The organism is Salipiger sp. HF18, assembly GCF_011806505.1.
Classification (GTDB): domain Bacteria; phylum Pseudomonadota; class Alphaproteobacteria; order Rhodobacterales; family Rhodobacteraceae; genus Salipiger; species Salipiger thiooxidans.
Map to the genome: position 1 here is coordinate 1 of NZ_JAATOS010000050.1, position 16,992 is coordinate 16,992.

Annotated in this window: 14 protein-coding genes; 9 read left to right on the forward strand and 5 right to left on the reverse strand. The window is 66.1% G+C overall.

Annotation, left to right across the window (positions count from 1 at the left end):
• Positions 1 to 661 (forward strand): S1 RNA-binding domain-containing protein (locus HC022_RS07485; RefSeq protein ID WP_167451992.1); only part of this gene is annotated, 661 nt, incomplete at its 5' end.
• A gap of 90 nt (positions 662 to 751) precedes the next feature.
• Here HC022_RS07485 and HC022_RS07490 read toward each other — a convergent pair.
• On the reverse strand, positions 752 to 1,573 hold the full coding sequence (locus HC022_RS07490) for a hypothetical protein (RefSeq protein WP_167451993.1): 822 nt from the start codon (positions 1,571 to 1,573) through the stop codon (positions 752 to 754).
• An 821-nt stretch (positions 1,574 to 2,394) separates the two neighbouring features.
• On the opposite strand from HC022_RS07490, the gene HC022_RS07495 reads away from it, so the two are divergent.
• The gene (locus tag HC022_RS07495) at positions 2,395 to 3,909 is read left to right on the forward strand and encodes a catalase (RefSeq protein WP_167451994.1); all 1,515 of its coding nucleotides are present in this window, start codon (positions 2,395 to 2,397) and stop codon (positions 3,907 to 3,909) included.
• Positions 3,910 to 4,124: 215 nt separating this feature from the next.
• Here the strand turns inward: HC022_RS07495 and HC022_RS07500 are convergent, their stop codons facing one another.
• On the reverse strand, positions 4,125 to 4,811 hold the full coding sequence (locus HC022_RS07500) for a response regulator transcription factor (protein ID WP_167451995.1): 687 nt from the start codon (positions 4,809 to 4,811) through the stop codon (positions 4,125 to 4,127).
• 154 nt (positions 4,812 to 4,965) lie between these two features.
• Here HC022_RS07500 and ribA point away from each other — a divergent pair, with 154 nt between their 5' ends.
• Positions 4,966 to 6,060 carry a GTP cyclohydrolase II gene (gene ribA / locus HC022_RS07505; protein ID WP_167451996.1) on the forward strand — a complete coding sequence of 365 codons (1,095 nt, stop codon included), beginning with the start codon at positions 4,966 to 4,968 and terminating at the stop codon, positions 6,058 to 6,060.
• Between the two features lie 21 nt (positions 6,061 to 6,081).
• Positions 6,082 to 6,603: a L,D-transpeptidase gene (locus tag HC022_RS07510; RefSeq protein WP_167451997.1), complete on the forward strand. Its 522-nt coding sequence runs from the start codon at positions 6,082 to 6,084 to the stop codon at positions 6,601 to 6,603.
• Positions 6,604 to 6,886: 283 nt separating this feature from the next.
• Here HC022_RS07510 and HC022_RS07515 read toward each other — a convergent pair whose 3' ends face one another.
• Genes HC022_RS07515 through HC022_RS07525 form a run of 3 tightly spaced genes read right to left on the reverse strand, consistent with a single transcriptional unit; the run spans position 6,887 to position 9,880 of the window.
• A complete protein-coding gene (locus HC022_RS07515; protein WP_167451998.1) occupies positions 6,887 to 7,528 on the reverse strand; it encodes a GntR family transcriptional regulator in 642 nt (213 codons plus the stop codon).
• A complete protein-coding gene (argE, locus tag HC022_RS07520) occupies positions 7,525 to 8,679 on the reverse strand; it encodes an acetylornithine deacetylase (RefSeq protein ID WP_089958733.1) in 1,155 nt (384 codons plus the stop codon). Before argE ends, HC022_RS07515 begins: the two co-directional genes overlap by 4 nt.
• A gap of 4 nt (positions 8,680 to 8,683) precedes the next feature.
• Positions 8,684 to 9,880 (reverse strand): M24 family metallopeptidase, encoded by a 1,197-nt coding sequence (locus HC022_RS07525; protein WP_167451999.1) that lies wholly within the window; start codon positions 9,878 to 9,880, stop codon positions 8,684 to 8,686.
• Positions 9,881 to 10,298: 418 nt separating this feature from the next.
• Here HC022_RS07525 and HC022_RS07530 point away from each other — a divergent pair, with 418 nt between their 5' ends.
• From HC022_RS07530 to HC022_RS07550, 5 genes are all read left to right on the forward strand, one after another.
• Positions 10,299 to 11,399: an ABC transporter ATP-binding protein gene (locus tag HC022_RS07530; RefSeq protein ID WP_089958725.1), complete on the forward strand. Its 1,101-nt coding sequence runs from the start codon at positions 10,299 to 10,301 to the stop codon at positions 11,397 to 11,399.
• Between the two features lie 142 nt (positions 11,400 to 11,541).
• Entirely contained in the window at positions 11,542 to 12,648 is a 1,107-nt protein-coding gene (locus tag HC022_RS07535; RefSeq protein ID WP_008883510.1) for an extracellular solute-binding protein, read from the forward strand.
• A gap of 108 nt (positions 12,649 to 12,756) precedes the next feature.
• A complete protein-coding gene (locus HC022_RS07540; protein WP_167452000.1) occupies positions 12,757 to 14,400 on the forward strand; it encodes an ABC transporter permease in 1,644 nt (547 codons plus the stop codon).
• A 4-nt stretch (positions 14,401 to 14,404) separates the two neighbouring features.
• Positions 14,405 to 15,595 (forward strand): ABC transporter permease, encoded by a 1,191-nt coding sequence (locus HC022_RS07545; protein ID WP_167452001.1) that lies wholly within the window; start codon positions 14,405 to 14,407, stop codon positions 15,593 to 15,595.
• A gap of 121 nt (positions 15,596 to 15,716) precedes the next feature.
• Positions 15,717 to 16,967 carry a PAS domain-containing protein gene (locus tag HC022_RS07550; protein ID WP_008883169.1) on the forward strand — a complete coding sequence of 417 codons (1,251 nt, stop codon included), beginning with the start codon at positions 15,717 to 15,719 and terminating at the stop codon, positions 16,965 to 16,967.
• Positions 16,968 to 16,992: the final 25 nt, after the last annotated feature.

Consider the following 16,992-nt stretch of genomic DNA (forward strand, 5'->3'; position numbering starts at 1 on the left):
CAAGGTCGCAGGCACCGAGAACGGCATCACCTCGCTGCAGATGGACATCAAGGTCGCGGGCATCACCCCCGAGATCATGAAGCAGGCCCTGGCACAGGCCAAGGCAGGCCGTCTGCACATCCTCGCCGAGATGGCCAAGGCGCTCACCGAAGCCGGCGAGTTCTCGGTCCACGCACCGCGCATCGAGACGATGCAGATCCCGACCGACAAGATCCGTGAAGTGATCGGCTCGGGCGGCAAGGTGATCCGCGAGATCGTCGAAGTGTCCGGCGCCAAGGTCGACATCAACGACGATGGCGTGATCAAGATCGCCTCCGCCAACGGCGAGGCCATCCAGAAGGCCTACGACATGATCTACTCGATCGTCGCAGAGCCCGAGGAAGGCCACGTCTACAAGGGCAAGGTCGTGAAGATCGTCGACTTCGGCGCCTTCGTGAACTTCTTCGGCAAGCGTGACGGCCTCGTGCACGTCAGTCAGATCGAGAACCGCCGCCTGAACCATCCCTCGGACGTTCTGAAGGAAGGCCAGGAAGTCTACGTCAAGCTGCTTGGCTTCGACGACCGCGGCAAGGTCCGCCTGGCGATGAAGATGGTCGACCAGGAAACCGGTGAAGAGCTGCCGGAAGAGAAGAAATCGAAGAAGGAAGAGGCAGCCGACTGAGGCTGCCCACCCTCTGAATAATGAAACGCCCCGGTCATCGTGCCGGGGCGTTTTCGTTTGGGCGGGCTTTCCGGCCGGATTGAGGCGCGGTCAGTTGCGGCGCGAGGCCGGTATTGCGTCCTCGGGGGCAAAGACCAGCGACGGCGTGTCTGCGCTGGCCCAGAAGCCCTCGAAGAAGCGGGCAGGGTCGGCCTGCCGGCGGCGCTCGTCGGTGAGCGCGAGCAGCCCCGCCACGTCGTCGTAGCCCCAGCTCAGCAGCATCCCCGGCGCCGCGACGGCCGCGAGCTTCTCGCCGGGCAGCACGGTGGCCGGGTTGTCGCGCGAGAAGGACTCGGTGGCGCAGCTGCGCGAGGCCTCGCGCCATTCGCTCCAGAGCACCACACCGTCGAGCCCCAGCGCCTCGAGATAGCGCCCGAGCGCGGGCTCCATCACCGCGGGGAGCAGGTCCTCCTCGGGCGTGTAGAGGCCGGTTAGGGCGCAGTACTCCGCCAGCCCGGCGGCGATCTCGGCATCGTCCTCGGAAATCTCGCCCGCGATCACCTGAAGCCAGACGATGCGGGCGAAGCGTTCGAAGTCGGAGATGCCGAGCGCCATCGCGACCTCGGACCAGGGCACGGCGGTGCCGGTCTGCTTGATCAGGTCCTCGAACCCCTCGGGCGCGGGGTTGGCCGGTTCCGGCAGGTCGCCCTCCTCGATGCGGTCGACCAGCATCTCGGGGTCGAAGGGCAGGCGCACGGGCCCGTAGCTCGCGGTCTCCGGGGTGTAGCCCGGAACGCGGAAGAACGGGTTCAGGACCACGAAGACATGATCGTAGTCGTACTTCCACCAGTCGAGGACGGGGACATTGTCATAGGGGTGTTCAAGCCGGCGCGGCACGTCGGCCTGCAGCTTCTCGGAAAAGACGTCATTCATCGCATCGCCCATATCATGTGCGTATGGCGGTCCACAACGCGGGTGGAAATCGCATTGCATCACGCCTTGTTCGTAACGGAGGGAAAATTACGACTTTGTTAATCTTCTTATGGTGGAGTAATGCTAGATAGGATCTGCAAGCTCCACTCACGGACGGCCGCAGACAGGTGGGCTTCAGGCGGGGATTCCTGAAGCCCACCGCGTTATCTGGGGCATTTCCAGTGATGCCGGATTTTGTATTTGTTTCCCTATGGTTTCCTGGTGATGGTGTGCCCGTTTTGTCCGATATCCGGACGCCGGTGAGGGTCCGATTTCAGGAAACGCCTTATTTCCCTTGTATGCTGATCTTTCATGAAATCCCGTGCCCAAGCGTTTTGCGCCGCCGGGGCGTTCACGAAATCCGAAAAAATGACACAAAACTTACCTCTGCGACGGTCTATCGCCCCCTCTGACGCTGCGTCCGAAGTGGTCTTCGACCCGGCGCGCGCACCGAATCAGCCGGGCGGGGGCAAAAAAAGGCCGGGCAAAAAGCCCGGCCAGGTCCAACAGGGAGGTGCATGTGATTGCCCGCACATGCAACGGGACGTTTCGAATATAGGAGTTAGCCCTGTTCTGACAATGCGTCTCTGATCTGCCTCAAGTGCAACGCCGGTTTTCCGCTGATGGGGCAGGGAGGCCGCGAGAGCTCCCGCATGACGTGTGTCGGAACGAATGGTGCTCCCGTTCGTTCGACCATAACACCGCGGACAGCTTCCGGTCTGCGCCACACCACGCCAACCCTTTCACGCCAGACAGCTCGCCAGAGAGAAAGCGAAGGACCCATGGCAGAGAAGCCGACACTTACCTCCACCTCCGGAGCGCCGTCCCCGACGAACCGCACCTCGCAGACCGCCGGCCGCCGCGGCCCGGTGCTGATGCAGGACCACCATCTCCTTGAAAAGCTGGCACATCAGAACCGCGAGCGGATCCCCGAGCGCGTCGTGCACGCCAAGGGGTGGGGGCTGCAGGGCACCTTCACCGTGACCCACGACATCACGAGATACACCTGCGCCAACCTGTTTTCCCAGATCGGCAAGACCACCGAGGTGCTCTCGCGCTGGTCCACCGTGGCGGGCGAACGCGGCGCCGCCGATGCCGAGCGGGACGTGCGCGGCTTCGCCCTCAAGTTCTACACAGACGACGGCAACTGGGACATGGTCGGCAACAACACGCCGGTTTTCTTCGTCCGGGATGCCTTCAAATTTCCGGATTTCATCCGCACACAAAAGCGGCATCCGAAGACCAACATGCGGTCTCCGGAGGCAATGTTCGACTTCTGGGCGAGTCAGCCCGAATCAATTCACCAGGTCACCATCCTCATGTCGGACCGCGGCATCCCGCGCTCTCCGGCCCACATGAACGGCTACGGCTCGCACACGTTCTCGATGTGGAACGCCGCCGGCGAGCGCCACTGGGTCAAGTTCCACTTCCATACCGGTCAGGGCCACGAGTGGCTTTCGGATGCGAAGGCCGCCGAGATCATCGGCAAGACCCGCGAGAGCTACCAGGAAGAGCTCTGGAACATGGTGACCGAGGGGCGCTTCCCGAAATGGACAATGTTCATCCAGGTGATGACCGAGGAGCAGGCGCTTGAGACGCCGTTCAACCCGTTCGACCTGACCAAGGTCTGGCCGCACGCGGACTACCCGCTGATCGAGGTGGGCGAGCTCGAGATGCACACCATCCCCGAGAACTACTTCCAGATGGTCGAGAACGCCGCCTACAACGTCAACAACGTGGTGCCCGGCATCGGCTTCTCGCCGGACAAGATGCTGCAGGCGCGGATCTTCTCCTACGCCGACGCGCACCGCTACCGGCTTGGCACCCATTACGAGGCGCTGCCGGCGAATGCCCCCAGGAACGGCCGGGTGAACCACTACCACAAAGACGGCGCGATGCGGTTCTTCACCAACGACTTCGGCAATTCCGACGCCTATTACGAGCCCAACCAGTATGATGGGCCGGTGGCGGACGAGAGCGTGCAGGAGCCGCCGATGCGCATCGACCCCGAGGCTGTTGCCGCGCGCTTCGATCAGGTCGAGGACGACATCGACTACGTCCAGCCCCGCGCGCTTTACGCCGACGTGCTGAACGACGAGGAGCGCGACCGGCTGCACCGCAACATGGCCGGCGGCATGGCGCCCTGCACCGACGGGGTCAAGGAGCGCTGGCTGGCGGTTCTGAAGAAGGTCCACCCGGAGTACGAGGCCGGGGTGCGCCGCGCGCTCGAGACCGGCGAGCACGGCGATCCGTCGCTGCCGGTGACCGACGACACGCCGATCCGCGCCGCCGAGTAACCCCGAGCCTCAGGAAAAAGCGAAGGGCCGCCCTGATCCCCGGGGCGGCCCTTTGTGTCTTCTGTCGAAGGGGGCGCTGCCCCCGTCCGCGTGCCGCGGACTCCCCCGGAGTTTAAGGGCAAGATGAAGCGCGGGGTCGCGGCGCCCTGTCTTCATCTTGCCGGATAAACTCCCGCCGGAGGCAGGCCGGACACTGCGGCCGGGCGCTCTGCCGCTCAGGCCACCAGACGGTAGCCGCCCGACTCGGTGACGAGGATGCGCGCGTTCGAGGGATCGGGCTCGATCTTCTGGCGCAGGCGGTAGATGTGGGTTTCCAGCGTATGGGTGGTGACGCCGGCGTTGTAGCCCCAGACCTCGTGCAGCAGCACGTCACGAGGCACCACGCCTTCGGTCGAGCGGTAGAGGAACTTGAGGATGTTCGTCTCCTTCTCGGTCAGGCGGATCTTGCGCTCGTCATCGGTGACCAGCAGCTTCATCGCGGGCTTGAACGTGTAGGGGCCCACGGTGAAGACGGCGTCTTCGGACTGCTCGTGCTGGCGCAGCTGGGCGCGGATGCGGGCCAGCAGCACGGGGAACTTGAAGGGCTTGGTCACGTAGTCGTTGGCGCCGGCGTCGAGCCCGAGGATGGTGTCCGCGTCGGTGTCGTGGCCGGTCAGCACGATGATCGGTGCCTTGACGCCCTGCTTGCGCATCAGCCGGCAGAGCTCGCGCCCGTCGGTGTCGGGCAGGCCCACGTCGAGGATGATGAGCTCGTAGTTCTGCTCCTTGACCCGCGCCATGGCGGCGGCGCCGTTCTCGGCTTCGAAGACCTCGAAATCCTCGGTCATCACGAGCTGCTCTGCCAACGCCTCGCGCAGGTCGTCGTCGTCGTCCACAAGCAGGATATTCTTGATCTGCGCCATGGGCTTGTCTCCTTGTCGTTTCGACATCACATGGAAACACCGTTGCGTGTGGGCAAGTTTTGCTGCACCAGTCTCACGCCCTCGTGTTGACGGAGGGCTTTTGTTACAGGATCGCAGCTGCTTTGTTTCAGCGCGCTTGCCCGGAAGGTCCCACATGCCCCTCTCGCCGAACCTGATGGAGATCCTCGCGCGGGCCCGCGCCGACCTGCGCATGGGCGTGCCGGTGGTGCTCGCGGGGGCGGACGGGGCGGGGATGATGATGCTGGCCGCCGAGACGGTGTCGCAGGACCGGCTGGCGCTGTTCCAGGACGCCGGGGGCGAGGGCGACCTCGTGCTGACGGCACGGCGGGCGGCGACGCTGAAGGCGCGGGTCTATGACGGAGACCTGGCGCGGGTGGCGGTGCCGGCGGATGCCGGGCTCGACTGGGTGCGCAGCATCGCCGATCCCGCGGACGATCTGTCGATGCCGATGAAGGGCCCGCTGAAGGAGCGCCGCGGCGGCGACGTCTCGCTGCAGCGGCTTGCGCTCACGCTTGCCAAGTCGGCGCGACTGCTCCCCGCGGCCCTTCTGCTGCCGGTCGAGGCGGCGCGGGCGGTGGCGCTGCGCGAGAACCTGACGCTGGTGGACGGGGTGGCCGCCGCGCCGTCGATGCTGCTGCTCGCCAATCTCGATCACGTGGTCTCGGCGCGGGTGCCGCTGTCGCGGGCCGAGAACGCGCGGCTGCACATCTTCCGGCCGCAGGACGGCTCGGAGGAGCACTATGCCATCGAGGTCGGGCGGCCCGACCGCAGCGCCCCGGTGCTGGCGCGGCTGCATTCGGCCTGTTTCACCGGCGACGTGCTGGGCTCGCTCAAGTGCGATTGCGGCCCGCAGCTGCACGCGGCGCTCGGGCGCATGGGCGAGGAGGGGGCAGGGGTGCTGCTCTACCTCAACCAGGAGGGCCGGGGCATCGGGCTTGCCAACAAGATGCGGGCCTATGCGCTGCAGGACCAGGGGTTCGACACCGTCGAGGCCAACCACCGGCTGGGATTCGAGGACGACGAGCGCGATTTCCGGCTCGGGGCCGAGATCCTGCGCCGGATGGGGTTCGGTTCGGTGCGGCTGCTGACCAACAACCCCAACAAGCTGGCGATGATGGAGCGCTGCGGCCTCGCGGTGACCGAGCGGGTGCCGCTGAAGGTCGGCAAGACCGCGTTCAACGCGCATTACCTTGCCACCAAGGCGGCGAAATCCGGGCATCTGCTGTAGGACGTCGAGAAGGAGAGCACGATGGAGATGGTTCTGACGACCATGGGGCTGCGCTTTGCCGGGCGGGTCTGGCCCTGTTCCGTGGGACGCGGCGGGGTGAAGGCTGCCAAGCGCGAGGGCGACGGGGCGACGCCGGTGGGCGAGCACATGATCGTGGGAACGCTCTACCGGCCCGACCGGGTGCCGCGTCCGGCGCCCTGGGCCGAGCCGATCCTGCCGGGGGACCTGTGGTCCGACGACATGGGCGACGAGGCCTACAACCAGATGGTGCGCGCGCCTTACGCTGCGAGCCACGAGCGGATGCGCCGGGCCGATCCGCTCTATGACATCGTGCTGCTGACCGACTGGAACTGGCCCGAGGCGGTGCCGGGCTGGGGCTCGGCGATCTTCCTCCATCAGTGGCGGCGGCCGGGCTTTGCGACCGAGGGCTGCATCGCCTTCCGCCGTGACCATCTCCGGCTTGTCGCGGCATTGGCAGCGCCGGGCACGCGGTTGCTGGTGCCGGAGGGATTGGCGGGGTCGCGTCGGGGCGTGCGATTCTGATGTGCCACGTGGGGTGATGGGGGCGGAGGGGGCTCTGCCCCCGTCGCGTGCCGCGACTCCCCCGGAGTTTATTTGGCAAGATGAAGGGTGGGGTCAGCGCGTCCTTCGGGTGGTGTTCATCGGGATATGGGTGTGGCCGGGGTGACGTCCGGGCGGCATGCGTTGTGGTCCGGGTCTGTCTGGACTGCGCGTCGGGATGGAGCGGCGAGGGTGCCGGCGGGCACCGCCCGCGTCGCGTGCAGCGGCTCTCCCGGAGTTTATCCCGGCAAGATGGAGGGCGGGGTCAGCGTGCCATGCGGGTGACGCTCATCGCGATGTGGGTGCGGCGGATGGCGGCGGCGGCCTCGGTGTCGCCGGTGGCGAGCGCGGCGGCGGTGTCCTGCATCTCGGAGAGGAAGATCGCGCATTCCGAGGCGAGGTCCATGCGCGGGATCGATTGCAGCCAGATCCGGGCGGTGAGGAAATAGAGCCGTTCGGCGGTGGCGCGCAGCGGCAGATTGTCGGTGAGCGACAGGCCGAAGCCATGGTAGTCCATGTTGAGCTGCGCGAAGCTGCGGGCGTCGGGGCTGGCGACAAGTGCCGTGCCGCGGGCGACATGGTCGGCGATGCCGGCCTGCACCTCGGCGGTGACCGGGGCCGGGTCGAGGTGGCCGACGAGCTCGGCGAGGTGCAGGCGCAGGCCGTAGACCTGTTCCATGCGCGCGAGATCGACGTCCGTCACCAGCGTGCCGACGCCGTGGCGGCTTTCGACGAGGCCCTCGTCCTCGAGCCGGGCCAGCACCCGGCGCAGCGGCGTGCGCGAGGTGCCGAACTCGTCTGCCAGCGCGGTCTCGGAAAGGCGGGTGCCCGGCGGGTAGTCGAGCAGGCAGATCCGGCTGCGCAGTTCCGCGTGCAGGCGCTGGTGGCGCGCCGCGGCGGTGCTCACGCGGCGATGCTTTTCGCGATGCCCTCGAGCATGGTCAGGCATTGCGAGAGCTGGTCGCGCGAGACGTATTCGTCGGGCTTGTGGGCCTGCGCGATCGAGCCCGGGCCGCAGACCACCACGGACATGCCCATCTCCTGGAACAGGCCGGCCTCGGTGCCGAAGGGCACGACGCCGGTGTCGTGGTTGCCGGTGAGCTGCGCCACGAGATCGCGGGCGGCGTTCTCGGGCATCGGCTCGAGCCCCGCGACCTCGCCGATCACCTGCGTGTCGATGCGGGCGGCGGGGTTGACCTTGCGCATGGCGGGCAGGAGCTCGGTCTCGACATAGGCCTGCAGCGCGTCCTTGACGAAGGCGGCGTCGCCCTGCTGGGCCGGGCGCATCTCCCAGTCGAGCTCGGCGAGGCCGGGGATCACGTTGTGCGCCACACCGCCCTGCAGGCGGCCGACATTGATCGTGGTCCAGGGCGGGTCGAAGCGCGAATTGGCCGGCGTGCGTGTCTTCAGCGTCTCGGCGAGGCTCATCAGCCGGGTGACGTAGCGCACCGCGTATTCCACCGCGTTGACGCCGCGCTCGGGGGCGGAGCCGTGGCCCTCGAGCCCGTGGAAGCGGCAGGTGTACTCGCAGCAGCCCTTGTGGCCCTCGATGATGCGCATGTCGGTGGGCTCGCCCACGATGGCCATGCGCGGGCGGTAGCCGCGGCGCTGCAGCTCGGGCACCAGCGCGCGGGCGCCCATGCATCCGATTTCCTCGTCATGGGTGAAGCACAGGTGCACCGGCCGCTTCAGCGGCGTCTCGCAGAGCGGCGAGGCCATGGCCAGCGCGGCGGCAATGAAGCCCTTCATGTCGCAGGCGCCACGGCCGTGCAGCAGGTCGTTGCGCTCGGTGAGGGCGAAGGGGCTCGAATGCCAGACCTGGTCGGTGACCGGCACCACGTCGGAATGGCCCGAGAGCACCACGCCGCCCGGCACGTCCGGGCCAATGGTGGCGAACATGTTGGCCTTGGCGCCGGAGGAATCGGCGAAGAGCTCGACCTTGGCGCCGTGGTGTTCGAGCCGGTCCGCCATCCAGCCCATCATGTCGAGGTTGCTGTCGCTCGAGACGGTGGGAAAGGAGATGAGCTCGGCGAGGATCGTTTCGGTGGCTTGCAGCATCGGGTCAGTCCTTCACGAACATCTTGCGGGGGCGGTCGCAGAAGCATTCTGCCGGGCCGTCTTCGGTGATCAGGATGGATTCGGTGATCTCGAGCCCCCAGTCGGACATCCACAGGCCGGGCATGAAGTGGAAGGTCATGCCGGGTTGCAGCACTGTCTCGTCCTCGGCACGCAGCGAGATGGTGCGCTCGCCCCAGTCGGGCGGGTAGCTGAGGCCGATGGGATAGCCGCAGCGGGCGCCGCGCTCGATGCCGGCGCGCTCCAGAGGGGCGGCCAGCGCGTTGGCAATGTCGCAGGCGCGGTTGCCGGCGCGGGCGGCCTCGATCCCGGCCTCGAGCCCTTCGACGAGGGCGGCCTCGGCGGCAAGGAAGAGGTCGGGCGGCTCGCCGAGGAAGATCGTGCGGCAGAACGGCGTGTGGTAGCGGCGGTAGCAGCCGGCGATCTCGAAGAAGGTCGCCTCGCCCTTGTTGAAGGGCCTGCCGTCCCAGGTCAGGTGCGGGGCGGCGGCGTCCGAGCCCGAGGGCAGCAGCGGCACGATGGCGGCGTAGTCGCCCCAGTCGTCGCCGACGCCGAGGATGGCGTCGCGCTGGATCTCGGCCACCACCGCGTTCTTGGCCACGCCGGGCTCGACGCGCTCGAGCAGGCCGTCGACGATCTTTTCCGAGATCTTCGCGGCCTTGCGCATGAAGGCGATCTCTTCCGCGGACTTGATGCCGCGCTGCCAGTTCACCAGCGCCGTGGCGTCGATGAGCTTGGCCTGCGGCAGGCTGGCGGCGAGCGACATGTAGGCCTTGGCGGAGAAGTAGTAATTGTCCATCTCGACGCCGAGGCGCGCGCCCTCGTGGCCCATGCCGATCAGGCGCTGGGCGAGGTCCTCCATCGGGTGACGCTCGGTCGACTGCACGTAGTTGTCGGCGTAGCCGATGACGCGGTCGTCGCCCATCCATACCGTGCGCACCGCGCCGTTGGTGTCCTGGTTGCGGCCCCACCACACCGGGTCGGCGTCCTGGAACACCAGGACGCCCTGGTGCACGTAGAAGGACCAGCCGTCATAGGCGGTGAGCCAGGCCATGTTCGAGGGGTCGGTGACCAGCAGTACCTCGATGCCCGCGCGCTCCATGGCGGCACGGGTCAGCGCGAGACGTCGTTCGTATTCCGCCTCGGAGAAGGGAAGATCCTTCTGGAATCGGTGCTGGCGCATGGGAAACTCCGGTCTTGGGTCTCTGTCCAGCTAGACTGTTGTGTACAACTCTGGCTGCCATAAACCGACATCCGGTGTCGCAAGCAGGGCATTCTGACGAAAATGGCCGCGACTGCCGAAAAATCATGCAAACGCAGACTCGAAACTGCGTGATTTCAAGGGGTCAGGCCGGGTTCAAGACCTTCGTGGCCGCCCGACGCCCCGAAGAGTTTCCCAAGGGGAAGCGCCGATTTTCCCGATGAGGGGCGGTCCTATGGCGCTTTTCGCCTGCAGAGTGCCGCTTTTCTGCCCGGGCTTCCCGTCTTCGCCGGGCTAGCCTTTGTTTCGCGCCTATCCGGTTGCAAGACTTCGCCGGACGCGGTTTAGTTTGGGGCAAGACAGCGGAAACAATCCGCGAGACATAAACGGGGAGCCGGATTTGCCAGATACCGGAGTAAACGACGCATTCGTCGCCTTCGAACGTGTTCAGAAAAGCTATGACGGCGAGACACTCGTCGTCAAAGACCTGAACCTCTCTTTGCCCAAGGGCGAGTTCCTGACCATGCTCGGGCCGTCCGGATCGGGCAAGACCACCTGCCTGATGATGCTGGCGGGGTTCGAAACGGCCACCCATGGCGAGATCAAGCTCGACGGGGTCAGCATCAACAACATCCCGCCTCACAAGCGCGGCATCGGGATGGTCTTCCAGAACTACGCGCTCTTCCCCCACATGACCGTCGCAGAGAACCTCAGCTTCCCGCTCGAGGTGCGCAAGATCGGCAAGTCCGAGCGCGAGCAGAAGGTCAAGCGGGCGCTCGACATGGTCGAGATGGGCGCCTTTGGCGGCCGCCGTCCGGCGCAGCTTTCGGGTGGTCAGCAGCAGCGGATCGCCCTGGCCCGCGCGCTGGTGTTCGAGCCGGAGCTGGTGCTGATGGACGAACCGCTCGGCGCGCTCGACAAGCAGCTGCGCGAGAAGATGCAGTTCGAGATCACCAGCCTCGCGCACCAGCTCGGCATCACCACGGTCTACGTGACGCACGACCAGACCGAGGCGCTGACCATGTCGGACCGCGTGGCGGTGTTCAACGACGGCCGGATCCAGCAGCTCGCGCCGCCGGACGAGCTTTACGAGGCGCCGCAGAACAGCTTCGTGGCGCAGTTCATCGGCGAGAACAACACGCTGGAAGGTGTGGTGAAGGAGATCAGCGGAGACCGCTGCACCGTGCAGCTGGACGGGGGCGAGATGATCGACGCCCGCCCCGTCAACGTGAGCAAGGTCGGCGACCGCACCCGCGTGTCGATCCGGCCCGAACGGGTCGAGCTTGACCCGCAGCTTGGCGATGAGTCCCATACCCTGAAGGCCACGGTAAAGGAATTCATCTACATGGGTGATATCTTCCGCACCCGGCTTTCGGTGGCAGGCAACGACGAGTTCGTCATCAAGACGCGTAACCGTCCTGACCAGCGCCGCCTGCGCCCGGGCGAAGAGATCACCATCGGCTGGTTGCCGGAGGATTGTCGCGCGCTCGACGCCGACTGACGCGCGTGCCGGCGCCTTGCGCCGGCCGGGTTGCAGTACATCGGAAGGGGCGGGCGATCCCGCCTCCCGCCGGACAGGACCGTCGCGTAGACCCGTCGTGCGGTTCGTACATAGTGAACGGGTTGAAATGGGAGCCAATAGCATGAAATTCAGCAAAACCCTTCTGGCAACGACGGCGCTGACGGTCGCCGCGGGTGCAGTGGCGGCGCAGGAAATGTCCGACAGCATGACCATCGTGTCGTGGGGCGGCGCCTACCAGAACAGCCAGATCAAGGCCTATTCCGAGCCTTACCTTGAGATGCACCCCGAGCTTCAGATCTCGTGGGACGAATCCTCGAACGAGGCAGTGGCCAAGCTGCGCGCCATGAACGAGGCCGGCAACATCACCTGGGATCTCGTTGACGTGGAAGCGGCCGACGCAATCCGCCTGTGCGACGAAGGCCTTGCGATGGAGGTCGACCACGACGAGATCCTGGCGGCAGGCGAAGACGGCTCGTCCGCCACGGACGACTTCGGCGATTCCATCGTGTCCGACTGCTTCATCCCGCAGATCGTGTTCTCGACCACCGTGGGCTACCGTACCGATCTCGTGGGCGACACCCCGCCCAGCGACATCTGCGCGATCTTCGATCTGGAAACCTATCCGGGCAAGCGGTCGCTGAACAAGCGTCCCATCGGCAACGTCGAATGGGCCCTGCTCTGCGACGGCGTCCCCAAGGACGAGATCTACGACGTGCTGGCGACCCCCGAAGGGCAGGACCAGGCGCTGGCCAAGCTCGACAGCATCAAGGACCAGGTGGTCTGGTGGTCGGCTGGTGCCGATACGCCGCAGCTGCTGGCCGATGGCGAAGTGATCATGGGATCGACCTACAACGGTCGCCTGTTCTCGGCCATCGCCGAGCAGGATCAGCCCATCGGCATGCTGTGGGATGCACAGATGCTCGACTTCGACGGCTGGATCATCCCCGAAGGTCTGCCCGAGGACCGTCTGGCCCGCGTGAAGGACTTCCTGCTCTTCGCCACCGACACCCAGCGCCTGGCCGATCAGGCCGCCTACATCTCCTACGGCCCGGCCCGTGCCTCGTCCGCGCCGCTGGTCGGCAAGCACGCCGAGCTCGGCATCGAGATGGCGCCGCACATGCCGACCGATCCGGCCAACGCCACCAATGTCTTCGTGACCCAGTACGAATTCTGGGCTGACTATCGCGACGACATCGACGCGAAATTCCAGGCCTGGCTGGCCAAGTAAGTCAGCGTGGGGGCGGACCAGGCGTCCGCCCCCGCCGCGACGGGCACCTGCCCGCAACAGTGCATCCGCAAGAGACCGCACGGAAATAACATGACAACGGGGACCCCCATGACCGATGCAAGCGCAGAGGACAAAGCCTCCGGCCCGATGCTGGCCGCCGATGGCACGCCGCTGAAGAAAAGCCTGGCACGGGCGCTGCGGATGGAAAAGATCCGGGCATCGATGCTGATCGCACCGCTGCTGCTTTTCGTGCTCGTCACCTTCATCGCGCCGATCGCGGACATGCTGTTTCGATCGGTCGAGAACGAGATCGTCTCGGACACCATGCCGCTGACCACCGAGGCGCTCGAGGATTGGGACGGCGAAGGGCTTCCCGGCGACGCCGCGTTCGAGGCCGCCTACTACGATATCTTCCTCGCCGCCGAGCAGAAGAATCACACCCGCCTCGGCACCCGCCTCAATTACGAGATGACCGGCGCCTCGTCGCTGTTCCGCAAGTCGGGCCGCGGGCTCGACGACATCGGCGAGGTCTACCAGGACCAGTTCGAGGACCTGAACAAGGACTGGGACGAGGCCGCTACATGGGTCGAGCTTCTGGGCGACCCCGACTGGCTCGCCGAGCAGAAGGAGTGGGCCGCGAGCGAAGAGGGCCGCCAGCCCCGATTCAAGCTCCGCGAGGGCATGGACGAGCTGCTGCCCGTCACCTCGCGTGAATACGCGACCTTCGCCAGGTACCAGCAACGCGAAGAAAGGAAGAACCTGCTCGAGGAAGAGCCCTGGTCCGCGGTGCACACCGCGCTCTACGAGGATCTCGCCGCGGGAGATATGTCGTCCTACAACGGGCCCCGCGCCGACATGCTCAAGGCCGCGGACGAGCTCGTCGCCGGTGCGGACTTCGAGACCGTGACCTTCCGGGACGGCTTCGAGGAGATCGACCGCGACTGGGTGCAGCCCGAGATCTGGCGCACCATCAAGCTCTACAGCCCGAACTACACCTCCGGCTACTTCCTGAACTCGGTCGACATGCAGCTGACCCCCGATGGGGTAGAGGCCCGGCCCGAGAACCAGCGCATCTACATCATGCTGTTCCAGCGTACCCTGTTCATGTCGATGGTCATCACCTTCAGCTGCATCCTGCTCGGCTACCCTGTGGCCTACATCCTGTCGAACCTGCCGTCGCGGACCGCCAACCTGCTGATGATCCTCGTGCTGCTGCCGTTCTGGACCTCGCTGCTGGTGCGTACCAGCGCGTGGAAGGTGATGCTGCAGCAACAGGGCGTCATCAACGACGTGCTGGTCTGGATCGGCCTCGTCTCCGACGGCGACCGGCTGGTGATGATCAACAACCAGTTCGGCACCATCGTCGCCATGACGCACATCCTGCTGCCGTTCATGATACTGCCGATGTACTCGGTGATGTCGACGATCCCGCCATCCTACGTGCGCGCTGCCAAGTCGCTGGGGGCGACCAACTGGACGACCTTCTGGCGGGTCTACTTCCCGCAGTCGGTGCCGGGCATCGGGGCGGGCTCGATCCTCGTCTTCATCCTGTCGATCGGCTACTACATCACCCCCGAGATCGTCGGCGGCACCACCGGTACCTTCATCTCGAACCGGATCGCCTACCACATCTCGTCCTCGCTCAACTGGGGCCTCGCGGCCGCGCTGGGCACGATCCTGCTGGCGGTGGTCCTGCTCCTCTACTGGGCCTACGACCGCATCGTCGGCATCGACAACGTGAAGCTGGGGTAAGGCCATGAACGACGTCATCCTCACGCCCGCGGGCAAGAAACCCCTGTCCTTCACCCTGCCGGTGGTCGCTGCCGCAGGTGCCTTCGCCGGGATCTTCATCGGCGCCGCCAACGGCTCGGTGCTGCTCGGGCTGGTCGCCGGGGCGATCCTGCTCGCCATCATCGGGCTGGTCTTCGTCTCGGTGCTCGGCAAGGGCGCCGAGCGCGCCGCCCGCTGGGGGCTGGTCGCGGTCTTCGCCATCGCCGGCTTCCTGCTCGGAGGCATCCCCGGCGCGGTGATCGGGGCGCTCTTCGGCTGGTTCTTCGGCTGGTTCGTCTACCGGATCGGCTACGGCCGCTACCGGGTCCGCCTCGTGCCGTACCTGACCCCGGGGCAGGTGCTCTGGCACTACACGTTCCGGGTGATCTGCGGGGCAATCTTCGTCTTCCTGATCACGCCGATCCTCGTGGTCATGCCGCTGTCGTTCAACGCGCAGGACTTCTTCACCTTCACCCCGGAGATGCTGCGTTTCGACCCCGCCGGCTACTCGCTGAAGCACTACCGCGACTTCCTGACCAACCCGGAATGGACCCGGGCGGTGAAGAACTCGCTGCTGATCGCTCCGGTGGCGACGCTGATCTCGGTGTCTCTGGGCACGCTGGCGGCCATCGGCCTGTCGCAGTCGCACGTGCCGGGCAAGCGCACGATCATGGCGATCCTGATCTCGCCGATGATCGTGCCGCTGATCATCTCGGCCACCGGCATGTACTTCTTCTACTCGAAGATCGGCATCGTCGGCACCTACTGGGGCGTCGTGCTGGCCCACGCGGTGCTGGGCATCCCCTTCGTGATCATCACCGTGACCGCGACGCTGGTGGGCTTCGACCGCTCGCTGACCCGGGCGGCGGCGAACATGGGCGCGAACCCGGTGACCACCTTCTTCCGGGTGCAGATGCCGCTGATCCTGCCGGGCGTGATCTCGGGCGGCCTCTTCGCCTTCATCACCTCCTTCGACGAGGTGGTGGTGGTGCTCTTCATCGGCTCGGCCGAACTGCAGACGCTGCCCTGGCAGATGTTCACCGGCCTGCGCGAGCAGATCTCGCCGACGATCCTCGCCGCGGCGACGATCCTCGTCGGCATCTCGATCCTGCTGCTGGCCTCGGTCGAGATGCTGCGTCGCCGGTCCGAGCACCTGCGGGGCATGAGCCCCGGCTGAACCGGGCGGGCCCTTTCGCAAGGTCATGAGCGCGGGCGGAAATCTCCGCCCGCGTTCACGTTCTGGAAAGGCGCTTCGTGCAATCTCCGGGCCAATGCCGCCCTGATTGCGCGAGGTCCTGATGTCGCAACATGATTCCCAGCTCGTTTCCCAGACCCGCAGCAGCGGCGTGGGGGAGGTGCCGTTCGAGCCGGGGGGGATGTTCTATTCCCGCACCGATGAACGCGGCGTGATCATCGAAGGCAACAGCGTCTTCCGCCGCATCTCGGGCTACATGTGGGAAGAGCTGAAGGGCGCGCCGCACAAGCTCGTGCGCCACCCGGACATGCCCAAGGGGGTCTTCAACCTGTTCTGGGAGCGGCTGAAGAACCGGCAGGAGGTGTCGGCCTACGTCAAGAACCGCACCAAGGACGGGCGCTTCTACTGGGTGCTCGCGGTGGCCTGGCCCATCAAGGACGGGTACCTGTCGGTGCGGATCAAGCCGCATACGCCGCTCTTCCACGAGGTGCAGGCGCTCTATGCAGAGCTGCGCAAGGCCGAGCTCGAAGAGAACGTCAGCCCCGCGCGCAGCACCGAAGCGCTGCTCGAGGCGCTGCAGGCCAAGGGGTTCGAGGATTACGACGCCTTCATGTCCGCCGCGCTGTCGCTGGAACTGGAGGAGCGGTCGAAGCGCACCAACGTGCCGCTCGACCCGCGTCAGCTGCGCTTCCTCACCATGTCGCGGACCATCGCCCAGATCCGGGACGAGACCGACGAGATGACCGAGATCATCAAGGCGATCCGAACCGTGCCGATGAACATGCGGATCCTCGCCTCGCGGCTCGAGAACGCGGGCGGCCCGATCAGCGCGATCTCGGTGAACTACGGTTCGATGCTCGACGAGATGGCCAGCTGGGTGCGCGACTTCATGGACGGCAAGGACAGCACTTATGTCCGCATGCGCGAGACCATCGAGCGCGGCCAGTTCCTCGTCGGCGCCGCGATCATGCAGCGCGAGATGTCGCTGCTCTTCGAAGAGGATCTCAAGGGCGCGCCGGACACCACCGCGCTCAGCGAGGACAAGGCGACGCTGCAGCTCGAGGCGGACAATTTCCGCAAGCTCGCCCAGGAATCGCTGAAGGTGGTCGAGGCCGAGGCCACGCGGCTCGGCCGCAGCGTGCTCGACATGAAGCGCTACGTCACCGGTCTCAGCTCGACCCGGATGATGTGCAAGATCGAGAGCGCGGCGCTGAACGGCTCCGGCGACTCGCTCTCGGGCATCGTCGACCAGCTCGACGCGGGGCAGGACGAGATCGAGGCCCGGCTGGCGCGGATCGTGGAACTCAACACGATCATCCAGTCGAACACAGCCATGCTGCGGGCGGTGACCTGAGGTCGGGTTATCGTTGCGGGTGTCG